The organism is Paenibacillus spongiae (assembly GCF_024734895.1).
Taxonomy (GTDB): Bacteria; Bacillota; Bacilli; order Paenibacillales; family Paenibacillaceae; genus Paenibacillus_Z; species Paenibacillus_Z spongiae.
The window spans coordinates 2,527,664-2,540,050 of record NZ_CP091430.1; the positions used below are offsets into that span (position 1 = coordinate 2,527,664).

The following is a 12,387-nucleotide window of genomic DNA, read 5'->3' on the forward strand; positions in this document are numbered from 1 at the left end:
TTGCATATGAAAATCCGGGTTATTCCCACCATTATAACGGCTATAATATCCGCAGTCCTTCTTATCGGAGGCTGGTATATGTACCGGAACTTTGCTGCCGTGCAGCCGCTCGAGCATATTGTTCAAAGCGTCCCCGGCGTCGAGAAGGCAAAGCCGGTCATCGATCGTGATTCCGTTACGATGGAACTGACGTTGAATAATGAAGCGAATATACGGAGTATCTATGATCAGATTGTGCGTGAAGGTGCGTCCGTTATCGGAAGCAAGCAGCTGCGCCTTGATATCCAGGGAGCGAAGGACGATTCCAGCTTGAATGATGTATGGGCATCCGTTCTATTCGATGTCGCTCAAGCGATGGAGACGCGGAAATACACGGAAATTCCAGCTGCGATGAAACAGATCGAGACGCAGTATAAAGGCGTCCAAGCAGTCTCGGAGATGGACGATGTGAACGTATATATTACGTTGAAGAATGGCGCCGATACCAAATATGTCGTTTTGCCTCGTACGCCTGACAAACTGGGGGTATGGCCGAATGCGTAAATATATGAAAGAAATTGTTATCGGCTTCGTCCCGGTTTTGCTCATTTTTCTCCAGTTTTTTGTCGAGGTGAACGTCATACCGATCATTCTGGCGGCCGTCATTCTCGGCGGCTTGCTGTTCATGGTCAGAACGCGGGGCAATTTAGCGGCAGTTGGCGGCGACCGCCGGACGAAAGCCCGGCCGACTGTCCAGCTCTCTTTCGACGAGATCGGCGGTCAGGAAAGGGCCAAGCAGGAGCTGATCGAAGCGCTTGATTTTCTCGTTCATGAGGAACAAATTAAGAAATTCGGCATTCGCCCGTTGAAAGGGATATTGCTGACCGGACCTCCGGGAACGGGGAAGACGCTGCTGGCCAAAGCCGCCGCGCAGTACACCAATTCCGTCTATGTGACGGCATCGGGGTCGGAGTTCGTCGAGATGTATGTCGGCGTGGGCGCAAGCCGCATTCGCGATATCTTCAAGGAAGCCAGACAGAAGGCGACGAAGGCGGGCTTGGGAAGCGCAGTCGTCTTCATCGATGAAATCGATGTTATCGGCGGCAAAAGAGACGGCGGGCAGCATCGCGAATACGATCAGACATTGAACCAGCTGCTCACCGAGATGGACGGCATTCATACGTCGGAAACGCCGCGAATCCTCTTAATCGGGGCGACGAACCGCAAGGAGATGCTGGATAACGCCTTGCTGCGTCCGGGCCGGTTCGACCGTCATATCGCCGTCGATTTGCCCGATAAAAAGGGCCGCTCGCATATATTAAACATTCATGCCCGGAACAAGCCGCTAGCCGACGATGCGGACCTGGACAAGGTTGCTGCGGAGTCGTTCGGCTTCTCAGGCGCACAGCTTGAGAGCGTCATGAATGAAGCGGCAATTTATGCGATGCGTGACGATACGGAAGCGATCTCGCATCGGCATCTGTCGATGGCGATCGATAAAGTGATGATGGGCGAGAAGACGGACCGCGAGGCGACGAAAGAAGAGCGTGAGCGTGTGGCCTTGCACGAGCTGGGGCATGCTATTACGGCCGAGCTTGTCAGACCTGGCAGCGTATCGCAGGTCGCGCTGTCCCCGCGCGGACAGGCGCTTGGGTATGTGCGGCATAACCCGCAGCAGGACCGCTATCTGTATACGCGCGAATTTCTTGAAGGGCAAATCATGATCGCCCTCGGGGGAGCGGCGGCTGAAGAAATGTTCTACGGCGGCCGCAGCACGGGCTCCCGCGGAGATTTCGACCAGGCGATGAGCATCGTCCGGACGATGGTCGAAAGCGGATTGACCGAGATGGGGATTGTTGACAATTCGATGATGACCCCGGACAAGTGGGCGCATGTGAACGGCGAAATACTGGACGGGTTATTCGACCGGGTCAGACAGCTTCTGGACGAGCAGCGTGTCGTGTTCGAGAAGTCGCTGGACGTGCTCGTACGGGAAGAAACGTTAGGCGGCGACCGGTTCAGGGAGCTCCTTGCATCCGCCGGGACGCCAGTCAATCAGGCATCGGCGTAAACGGATGAGAGGCGGAGTCACACTCCGCCTTTTTTTTGTATATGAATTGTCACAATAAGCCTGTCCGAAGACCGGAAGAATGCGGTTTCATCCAGGTTTCTCCCTAGCCCCGATATTACAAACACGGTATAATAAGAGATGTAAATTGAAGACGGATGAGCTTCGATTTTTATTTGCGCACATGGGGGATGACACAATTGATAGTACGTAAAGTAGGCGTTATCGGAGCCGGTACGATGGGCCAAGGTATTGCGGAGATGCTTGCCTTTCATGGGTTGGATGTATATATATACGAGCACTTGGAGGATCGCCAATCACATGCTTTGGCTATGATTGAGCAGAGCCTGGACAAGCAAATCGAGAAATGGGCGATAACCAGATCGGAGAAGAAGCTGGTCACCAGCCGGCTTCATATCGCAGAGAGCCTCTCATCCATGCACGATTGCGAGCTTGTGATCGAGACGATAACCGAGGATCTGGACAGCAAGAAGGCTGTATTCGAAGAGCTGGACCGAATATGCGGTCCGGATGTCATCCTGGCCAGCAATACTTCGACGTTAAGCTTGACGGAGCTTGCCAGTGTTACCGCTTACCCGGAAAGAGTAATCGGCATGCATTTCGTCTATCCGGTCATGAAGACGGATCTCGTTGAAATCGTGCGCGGGCTGAAAACGTCAGACGATACTTTTTCGCGGACAAAGCATTTTGTCGAGGTTATCATCCAAAAGAAGGGCGTCATGGTATTCGAATCGCCTGGTTTTGTAACAACGCGTCTCATTTGTCTATTTATCAATGAAGCCTTGCATGTGTTGGAGGAAGGGGTTGCTTCCGCCGAAGATATTGACAGCGCAATGAGGATCGGGTATTCCTTCCAGAACGGGCCGTTCGAGATGGCCGACCGTTTCGGACTCGATTCGATCCTTGCCGCACTGGAGCGGATGTTCCGCGAATACGGGGAATTAAAGTATAGACCTTCGATCGTATTGAAGAAGATGGTTCGTGCCGGACAACTCGGCGCAAAGAGCGGAGTCGGATTTTTTCATTATGATAAGGACGGGAATCGCATATGATAATCTTGGTTATGAATGCCGGAAGCTCATCGCTTAAATATCAGCTCTACGACATGCTTGACGAAAGCGTGCTCGCCAAGGGCAGGGTGGAGCGCATCGGCTTGGACGCCTCCATTATTACGCATGAGCCCACGAATAAACCGGAAGTCAGGCAAGTAAAAGAAATATTGGATCATACGACAGGGGTCAAACGGGTGATCGAGCTGTTGACCCACCCTGAGCACGGCGTGCTGAAATCCATGAACGAAATCAAGGCAGTCGGACATCGGGTGGTACATGGAGGAGAGAGCTTTAAGCATTCCACGATCGTAGACGATAATGTAAAGCTTGAAATCCGCAAGCTGTTTGACCTGGCGCCGTTACATAATCCGCCAGCGATGATGGGGATCACCGCGGTTGAAACGAACCTGCCGGACGTTCCGCAAACGGTCGTCTTCGATACGGCCTTCCATCAGACGATGCCGCAGGAAACCTTCCTGTATCCGATCCCGATGGTGCTCTACCGCCGCCACAAAATCCGCCGGTACGGTTTTCACGGCACTTCGCATGACTATGTGAGCCGGCAGGCGGCGGCTAAGCTCGGCAAACCGCTCGAGTCGTTGAAGATGATCACCTGCCACATCGGCAACGGGGCGAGCTGTACCGCTATTCTGCACGGCAAGTCCTACGATACCAGCATGGGACTTACGCCGCTGGAAGGTTTAATGATGGGAACACGCAGCGGAGACTTGGATCCGGCCATCGTGCCGTTCACGATGGATAAGGAGGACCTGACGCTGAACGAAGTGAGCTCCATGCTGAACAAGCATAGCGGGCTGCAGGCGATTAGCGGCCTCAGCAGCGATATGCGGGAAATCACCGAAGCGATGCAGGAGGGCAACAAACAGGCGAAGCTGGCCTTCGATATGTATATGTACAGACTTAGGAAGTATATCGGCGCTTACGCAGCGGCCATGAACGGCGTGGACGCGCTGGTCTTCACTGCGGGTGTGGGAGAAAACTCCGTCATCACCAGGCAATCGGTATGCGAAGGCATTACGTTCCTCGGCATCGAGCTCGATCGCGCCCGCAATGAAGAGCGCTCGAATGAGTCGCGCCTGATTTCGACGGATGAGTCGCGCGTCGCTGTGCTGGTCGTTCCGACGAATGAAGAGCTGCTCATTGCGAGAGATACGTATCAGATCATGATGGAGCAAGGCAAAGACAGCGGCATCGTCGAGATTGAAGCATAATGTATAAGAGGTGCTGCTGCGCAAGCGTGGTTTGACATTCGATTGCAACCAAGCGATCCGCGCAAGCAGCACCTTTGCGTTTATCGAACAACCGGTAGGATCGAGCCGAAAGGACGTGATTTCACAATGAAAACGTTAAGGACAATCAAGCAGGTTAGCGAATATGCCGGAGAACAGGTCTGGATCGGCTGCTGGCTGAACGGCAAACGTTCCAGCGGGAAAATCCAGTTTCTGCAGCTGCGCGACGGGACGGGATATATCCAGGGCGTTCTTGTCAAAAGCGAAGTGTCCGAAGCGGCATGGGAATCGGCTCAGCAGTTGACGCAGGAAAGCTCCCTGTATGTTAGAGGAACGGTGCGCGAAGAACCGCGCAGCCCGTCCGGCTACGAGCTTCTCGTGGAGGAAGTCGAGATTATCCAGCTGACGGAGGACTATCCCATCACGCCTAAAGAGCATGGTGTCGACTATCTGATGGACCGCCGCCACTTATGGCTGCGAACGCCGAAGCAGCGTGCCATTCTCGTCATTCGCGCGCAAATTATCCGCGCCATTCAACAGTTCTTCGACGAGCGCGACTTTACGCTCGTCGATCCGCCCATTTTGACGCCTTCTTCTTGCGAAGGCACGACGAATCTGTTTCACACGAAATACTTCGATGACGATGCGTACTTGACGCAAAGCGGACAGCTCTATATGGAAGCTGCCGCAATGGCGTTGGGTAAAGTTTATTCGTTCGGGCCGACGTTTCGCGCGGAGAAGTCGAAGACACGCCGCCACCTGATCGAATTCTGGATGATTGAGCCCGAGATGGCGTTCGTCGATCTTGAAGAAAGCCTGCGCATTCAGGAGCAGTTTGTTTCGCACGTCATTCAATCGGTCCTTACGCATTGCCGCAAGGAGCTGGAGACGATCGGCCGCGATATAAGCAAGCTGGAGGCTATCCAGGCCCCGTTCCCCCGCATGACGTATGACGACGCGATCAAGCTGCTTCAAGAGAACGGATTCGATGTGCCGTGGGGCGAGGACTTCGGAGCGCCTCATGAAACGGCAATCGCCGAGAAGTTCGACCGCCCTGTCTTCATTACGCATTACCCCGCTTCAATTAAGGCGTTCTATATGAAACCGGACCCGGGCCGGCTGGAGGTCGTTCTGTGCGCCGACATGATCGCGCCGGAAGGCTACGGCGAGATTATCGGCGGTTCGCAGCGGATCGACGATCCGCAGCTGCTCGCGGAACGGTTCGGCGAGCACGAGCTATCGGAAGAGGCGTACCAATGGTATTTGGACCTGCGCCGTTACGGCACCGTTCCGCATTCGGGCTTCGGTCTCGGACTGGAGCGGACGGTCGCCTGGATCTGCGGCTTGGATCATGTGAGGGAGACGATTCCATTCCCGCGCTTGCTCCACCGGCTCTATCCATAAAGCCGGCTCTCGTAAGCTTCCGATGGATTTTGTGAAGCATCCGATTTCCTAAAGCGCATTGGCTCACAAAACTTTTGGAGGGTAACTGGATTGAAACAAGAAATGTGGAAGTCTTATTCACGGGGCATGGCTGCCGCCATGAACAGCGGCAGCGTCGTCATACCGGCAGGCTTGCTGCGGGCGTACAAGGCCATCGGATTATCCGATGCCGAGTTTCTGCTGCTGCTGCAGCTTCTCATGTTCCGGCAGCTCGAACAAATCGATTTTCCGACGCCGGAACAGCTTGCCGACCGGCTCGGCGTTACGCCCAAGACCGCTCACCAGCTTCTCGGGCGTCTGATCAAGGAAGGCCTGCTCACGATTGACGAGGAGGTCGATCCGCTGACGGGCATCCGCTCGGAATGCTATAACTGGGACGGCTGGATGCTCCGCTCGGCGGAGTGGCTGTCCGACACTGCCCGCGAAAGCATGCAGAATCATCGCGAAGAGCGCGATCCGGAGCCCAAGGCGTCCGATCTTTTTACCGTGTTCGAGCAGGAGTTCGGTCGCCCCTTGTCTCCAATGGAATGCGAAACGATCAGCGCTTGGCTGGATCAGGACAAATACCCGGACGAGCTGATCCGGTTTGCGCTGAAGGAGGCCGTTTTCGCAGGAAAGCTTCACTTCCGCTATATCGATCGCATTCTGATCGAGTGGAGCCGCAACCGCGTGACGAATACCGACGAAGCCAAAGCGCATACACAGAAATTTCGCGGCGGCCGTTAGCGGCTGGCGGTTCATGAATTAGTCCATCTGTAGGATGGCAAGCGAATGATCCGGGTATAAAAGAGTGGCAATTTACCTGACAAGTGCTATAATAAGCTTTGCGACGAACTGAATATGACAAGGGGAGCTGGAGATTGGCCGGCTGAGAGGGGATCCGATGAATCCCGACCCATTGACCTGATCTGGATAATGCCAGCGTAGGAATTGCGCGTCAAGCCGTGCCGCTTTCGCCTGTAAACTTAGGAGGAAGCCGTGCGGGACAAGAGAGCAATATCGAAGCGTCTTCCACTATCGGGGGACGCTTTTTCTTATGGAATCATGGTAACGTCTATAGTTGTCGCTCATCTGGCAATACGGAGAGGAGCAGTTGGATCATGAGGATCGGCAAACGAAGCACTACTTTGGCAAAATGGGGGATCGCACTCGTCATCATGCTGCTTGCGCTCACGGGCTGCGGCGCGAAGGAAGCGAACGAGCAAAATGGTGAACAGGGCGCTGCCGGGAATAACGCGGAAACACCCGCAGATAACGCTGCGGACAAACCGCTGACGAAAGTAAAGGTCGTGCTCGACTGGTCGCCGAACACGAATCATACCGGCCTGTATGTGGCGCGGGATAACGGATTTTACAAGAAACACGGACTGGATGTCGAAATTATTCAGCCTGGCGAAGCCGGCGCCGACAAGATGGTCGCTACTGGAGCGGCTGAGTTCGGCGTCAGCTACCAGGAGGGCATTACGCAAGCGCGCATTCAGGGCGTGCCGATCGTTTCGATTGCAGCAGTCATTCAGCACAATACATCGGGTTTCGCATCCCCGGCGGACAAGAACATTAAGACGCCGAAGGATTTCGAAGGAAAGACGTACGGCGGCTGGGGATCTCCGGCCGAAGAAGCGGTTATTGACTCGCTGATGCAGGAAGAGAAGGCCGATGCAAAGAAGGTGAAGATCGTCAGCACGGGGGACGTGGATTTCTTCACGGCCGTGAAGAAGAACATCGATTTCGCCTGGATTTTCTATGCTTGGACGGGTGTTGAAGCTGAGCTCCGCGGCGAGAAGCTGAACATGGTCTATTTGACCGATTACAGCGACAAGCTGGACTACTATACGCCGGTATTGGCGACGAACGAAAAGATGATCGCGGAGAACAAAGACATTGTGAAGGCGTTTGTGGCAGGCTCTGCCGAAGGCTATAAATACGCGATCGAGCATCCGGAAGAAGCGGCGGAAGTGCTGATCAAGGCGGAGCCGGAATTGAAGCCGGAGCTCGTGCGTGCCAGCCAGAAGTGGCTGAGCCCCAAATATCAAGACGACGCGCCGCGCTGGGGCGAACAGAAGCTGGAAGTCTGGACAAACTACGCACAGTGGATGTTCGATCACAAGCTGCTGGATAAAGAGCTGGAAGCAGATAAGGCGTTTACGAACGAATTTCTGCCGGAATAAAGCTATTCATATCCGTTTTCACAAGTCAAATCAAGTCACAACAACATACACCTGAAGTTGAGAGGAGAACGAACATAATGGCCAACACGCTGCTTAGCATTCAAATCATACCTCATACGCCCGGAGGCGAAAGCGTCATTCCTTATGTGGACCGCGCCATCGATATTATTAAAGCATCCGGCGTTCCTTACCGTGTGGCACCGCTCGAAACGACGATGGAAGGCGAGCTCGGCGAGCTGCTGGCGATCGTGCAGCGGATGAACGAAGCGATGACCGAGATGGGCTGCCCGTCGATTATTTCCCAGATCAAGGTGTACCACAATCCGGGAAGCGGGGCTTCTATGGACCGCCTGCTGGAGAAATATCCCGATGGGCAATAGATGGTTCAGCCTGCGCAAGGCAGGACCGCCTGCAGCGGTTCTCGCCTCGCTCATTGTCATCTGGCAAGCGGCGGTTATGCTGTTCGGTATCGAAGACTATGTGCTTCCATCGCCTCTGGATATTGCGAAGGAGTTCGTGTCCGTTGCACCGCGGCTGTTCGAGCATGCATCGGCGACACTGGGCATTACGCTGCTTGGATTTGCGGCGGGATCGGCGGCGGGCATGTTGCTCGCCGCTTTGCTGCATCTGGTTCCCTGGGTGAAGGCCGGCTTCTATCCGCTGCTCGTGCTGACTCAGAATGTTCCGGTTTTCGTGCTGATCAATTTATTCGTGATCTGGTTTGGCTTCGGCATGATGCCGCGGGTGCTGCTGCTTATGCTCGTCTGCTTCTTTCCCGTGGCTGTGGCCATGCTGACCGGACTCACCCAAGCGGATCCGAAGCTCGTCAATTATATGAAGATGATCGGCGCGACCAAACGACAGCTGTTCTGGCGGCTGGAGCTGCCGGGTTCGATCAGCTATTTGTTCTCGGGCCTGAAGATTGCAGCCAGCTACAGTGTAATCAGCGCTATCTATGCAGAGTCGAACGGAGCGGATAAGGGGCTGGGCAAGTTCATTCAGCTCGCTTCGAACGGCTGGCAGACGAGCCGGCTGTTCGTCGGCATCGTCACCATTATTACGATAAGCCTGCTGTTGTTCGGCGCTATTACGATTGCAGAGAAATTATCGGTACGCTGGCGCGTACGGAGCGATGAGGAGGCGGGACGATGACGCATCATGCTTTGGAGATCACCGGGGTTTCAAAGACCTTCACGTCGGGCGGCAGCTCGAAACTTGTACTGGAGGACGCTACCTTCCATGTCAAGGAAGGCGAATTCGTCTCGCTGATCGGCCCGTCCGGTAGCGGTAAATCGACGCTCTTCCATCTGATCGGCGGGCTGGAGAAGCCCGGTTCGGGCGAGATCCGGATCGGCGGGCGGCTTATCGCCCCAATGGAACGCGGATTAATCGCCTATATGCCGCAGAACGCCTCATTGCTCCCATGGCTGTCTGTTGCCCGGAATATCGAGATGGCGCTTGAGATTGCGGGAATCGATCGCAAGGAGGCCCGTAACATGGCGCGCAAGTGGCTGACCCGCATCGGACTGGAGCGCGACGCGGATTCCTATCCGCATGCTCTGTCGGGTGGCATGCAGCAGCGGGTTTCGTTTCTCCGGGCACTGCTGTCGCCGCAGCCGCTCATGTGCCTCGACGAGCCTTTCGGTTCGCTCGACGCACTAACCCGGCAGCATATGCAAACATGGCTGCTCTCGCTGTGGGAGGAAGACAGACGGTCCGTATTGTTTATTACGCACAGCATCGAAGAGGCGCTGCTGCTGTCCGACCGCATTCTCGTACTCTCTACCGCGCCGGCGAAGGTCATCCGGGAGATTGAGGTGCCATTCCCCCGCCCACGGGGTGAGCAGCTGTGGAGCGATCCGGTATTCAACGAGCTCAAGCGTGAAATATACGGCCTGCTCACGCCGGCAGTGCAGACGGGAGGGCGCGTATGAGCAGCCGGAACCGGAATATGGATGACGCCGATCGCCGGGACCGCACTCCTGAAAGAGGTCCGGTAACGAATCCGCAGCCTGCTGCGGGGAGATGGTTCGATGCTCATCTGCATGTGGACTTATATCCCGAGCAGGAGCGGGAGCCGCTGCTGTCCGAGGCGTTCTCCGGCGGTACAGCGGGCGTGGTTGCCGTATCGATGCACTTGGAATCATCCCGCTTGAATCAGACATTGGCAGGCCGGTTTCCCGGCCGCGTCCTGCCTGCTTACGGGTTTCATCCCGAGCAGCCGCTGCCGGACGATGCCTCGATTCAGGAACTGCTTCGCTGGATTCGCGTTCGCTTCGCGTCCGGCGAGCGGCTTGCCATCGGCGAGGTGGGACTGCCCTATTATACGCGAACGGAAGCAGAAGCGGCGGGGAAGCCGTTCGCCCAGGAGCCCTATATCGCGCTGCTCGAGAAGTTCGTCAGGCTTGCTTCCGACATGCAGCTGCCCATCGTATTGCATGCCGTCTATGAGGATGCGGATACAACGCTCGATCTGCTGGAACGGCATCATGTGCGAAAGGCGCATTTTCATTGGTTTAAAGGTTCGCCGGACACGATAGAACGAATGATTGCAGCCGGGTATTACATCTCCATCACCCCCGATGTCCTGTATGAAGAAGAAATTCAGCAGCTTGTGAAGCAGTATCCGTTAGAGCTGATGATGACCGAGACCGATGGTCCATGGCCGTTCGAGGGTCCATTCGCCGGAGAACGGACGGAGCCGCTCATGGTTCGGCATGTGGCGGGCAAGATTGCGGAACTGAAGGGGATACCGGAGGATGCAGCGGAATGGCGGCTGTATCGAAACGCGGCGTCTTTCTACGGGTTTTCTACCGAAGGGTGAAGTCGATGCGCGACTTATACAGTCCGGTGTCAGCCGGCAGGCGCGTGCAAGGGCACGATAAGAGCAAGAAGGCTGTACCTCAGTACCGTCAGCAGGCGGGATAGAGGTACAGCCTTTTCGTCATCTAGATGAGAAAGATGGCGACGATCGTCGTAACGGCAAGACCGATGAGCACCGGCTTCAAATTCCGCCGAGCCAGCTCGAACGGATTAACGCCGCATATGGCGGCAGCGGGGATGAGAGCCCAAGGAATAAGCGTCCCGCCGCCTACCCAAATCGCGGCTACCTGACCGAGCGCGGTCAATGTATCGGCGCCGGTGCCGATGGCGGAGGCGAACAGCTGCGCGACCGAGCCCGCCAGCGAAATGCCGGAGAAGCCGGAGCCGTCGAGTCCGGTAATGGCTCCGGTTACCGTCAATGTGACGGCGCCGATTGCATCGTTGAGCGGCACATGGTTAGCAAGCGCGACACCCAGGTCGTTCACGATGCCATGAGAGCCGTCCGGCAAGGTCTTGCCGAACAGTTCCGTGAACGCCGCATCGCCCAGATAGAAGAAGGCGGCAATCGGAATAACCGGACCGAATACCCGAAATCCGAATTGAAAGCCTTCGATTAAATAAGCGGTTGTCTGCTCAAGTCCGCGATTGCGATGCGCGATCAGCGTGACGGCAATTAAGATGAGCACCGCCGTACCGCCGATGAGCGCCGTCGCGTCGCCGCCTTGCAAATCAAGAACGAACATGGCGGCGACATCGGCAGCGAACAGAAGCGGAATAATTACTGCAAGCCAGCGTTTCAACTGCTTTGGCAGACGGACTTGCGCAGATGATTCGGTGCTGCCGGGACCCGTTCCGACGCCGGACTCTACCAGTCCGTCCCTCCATGTTCCCCTCTTCATATCCCGTCTCATCATCCAGAATGCAACCACTGTGGTTACAAGGCCCATAACAATAACAAGCGGTATGCTGGCCTGCATGACGTCGGCGACCGGCAGCCCGGCTGCGTCGGCCGTCAGCTTCGGCGCGCCTTGGATAATATAATCGCCCGACAAGGCGATGCCGTGACCGAAGAGGTTCATCGCCATTGCCGCCCCAAGCGCAGGAAGACCGACGCGTACCGCAACCGGAAGCAGGACCGCTCCGATCAGCGCGACTCCAGGAGATGGCCAGAAGAACCATGAGGTGACCATCATGATCAATCCGATGCCCCAGAAGGCAAGCGCAGGCGTCCGGATAAACCGGGTGAGGGGAGATACCATCATTTCGTTGACGCCGGTTATGATCAGGATGCGGCTCATCGCGACGATAATGGAGATGATGAAGATCGTGCCGATCAGCTCTTTGGTCGCATAAATAAAGCTGTTGAATACGCCGCTGACCGACCCGCTGAGACTTTCCGTTGCAAGCAGGCCAAGCGTAAAAATGCCGACCACGCAGATGAGCGACGTATCCCGGCGTTTAATGAGAAGCGTCATAATAAACACAATGAAAGCCAGATAAACCCAGTGCAGCGCCGTAAGCTGAATGTCCACTTGGGAAACACCCTCTCGTACCTATAGGAATGGTCCTACATCCTATGCGGG

The 12,387-nt window shown here is 55.6% G+C and carries 12 protein-coding genes and 1 riboswitch; of the genes, 11 read left to right on the top strand and 1 reads right to left on the bottom strand.

Annotated features, from left to right (window positions below; translation table 11 throughout):
• The first annotated feature begins 6 nt into the window (after positions 1-6).
• The 11 genes from L1F29_RS11725 to L1F29_RS11775 all read left to right on the top strand — a co-directional run bounded on the left by L1F29_RS11725 (position 7) and on the right by L1F29_RS11775 (position 10,805).
• A complete protein-coding gene (locus L1F29_RS11725; RefSeq protein WP_258388489.1) occupies positions 7-543 on the top strand; it encodes a hypothetical protein in 537 nt (178 codons plus the stop codon).
• On the top strand, positions 536-2,050 hold the full coding sequence (locus L1F29_RS11730; RefSeq protein ID WP_258388490.1) for an AAA family ATPase: 1,515 nt from the start codon (positions 536-538) through the stop codon (positions 2,048-2,050). Before L1F29_RS11725 ends, L1F29_RS11730 begins: the two co-directional genes overlap by 8 nt.
• A 188-nt stretch (positions 2,051-2,238) precedes the next feature.
• A complete protein-coding gene (locus L1F29_RS11735; protein WP_373876500.1) occupies positions 2,239-3,120 on the top strand; it encodes a 3-hydroxyacyl-CoA dehydrogenase family protein in 882 nt (293 codons plus the stop codon).
• Positions 3,117-4,352, top strand: coding sequence for an acetate kinase (locus L1F29_RS11740; protein ID WP_258388492.1), 1,236 nt, complete (start codon positions 3,117-3,119; stop codon positions 4,350-4,352). The genes L1F29_RS11735 and L1F29_RS11740 overlap by 4 nt, the downstream gene beginning before the upstream one ends.
• Positions 4,353-4,478: 126 nt before the next feature.
• Positions 4,479-5,774, top strand: a complete 1,296-nt coding sequence (asnS, locus tag L1F29_RS11745) for an asparagine--tRNA ligase (RefSeq protein WP_258388493.1) — start codon at positions 4,479-4,481, stop codon at positions 5,772-5,774.
• Positions 5,775-5,864: 90 nt separating this feature from the next.
• A complete protein-coding gene (locus tag L1F29_RS11750) occupies positions 5,865-6,539 on the top strand; it encodes a DnaD domain protein (protein ID WP_258388494.1) in 675 nt (224 codons plus the stop codon).
• 110 nt (positions 6,540-6,649) lie between these two features.
• A riboswitch (TPP riboswitch) is annotated at positions 6,650-6,760 on the top strand.
• 153 nt (positions 6,761-6,913) lie between these two features.
• Positions 6,914-7,981 carry an ABC transporter substrate-binding protein gene (locus L1F29_RS11755; protein WP_258388495.1) on the top strand — a complete coding sequence of 356 codons (1,068 nt, stop codon included), beginning with the start codon at positions 6,914-6,916 and terminating at the stop codon, positions 7,979-7,981.
• A 77-nt stretch (positions 7,982-8,058) separates the two neighbouring features.
• A complete protein-coding gene (locus L1F29_RS11760; RefSeq protein ID WP_258388496.1) occupies positions 8,059-8,361 on the top strand; it encodes a thiamine-binding protein in 303 nt (100 codons plus the stop codon).
• Positions 8,351-9,133 (top strand): ABC transporter permease, encoded by a 783-nt coding sequence (locus L1F29_RS11765; protein WP_258388497.1) that lies wholly within the window; start codon positions 8,351-8,353, stop codon positions 9,131-9,133. Before L1F29_RS11760 ends, L1F29_RS11765 begins: the two co-directional genes overlap by 11 nt.
• Positions 9,130-9,915 (top strand): ABC transporter ATP-binding protein, encoded by a 786-nt coding sequence (locus L1F29_RS11770; RefSeq protein WP_258388498.1) that lies wholly within the window; start codon positions 9,130-9,132, stop codon positions 9,913-9,915. The genes L1F29_RS11765 and L1F29_RS11770 overlap by 4 nt, the downstream gene beginning before the upstream one ends.
• Entirely contained in the window at positions 9,912-10,805 is an 894-nt protein-coding gene (locus tag L1F29_RS11775) for a TatD family hydrolase (RefSeq protein WP_258388499.1), read from the top strand. The genes L1F29_RS11770 and L1F29_RS11775 overlap by 4 nt, the downstream gene beginning before the upstream one ends.
• A 124-nt stretch (positions 10,806-10,929) precedes the next feature.
• Here L1F29_RS11775 and L1F29_RS11780 read toward each other — a convergent pair whose 3' ends face one another.
• Complete coding sequence (locus tag L1F29_RS11780) at positions 10,930-12,336, bottom strand: hypothetical protein (RefSeq protein ID WP_258388500.1); 1,407 nt, start codon at positions 12,334-12,336, stop codon at positions 10,930-10,932.
• Positions 12,337-12,387 lie beyond the last annotated feature (51 nt).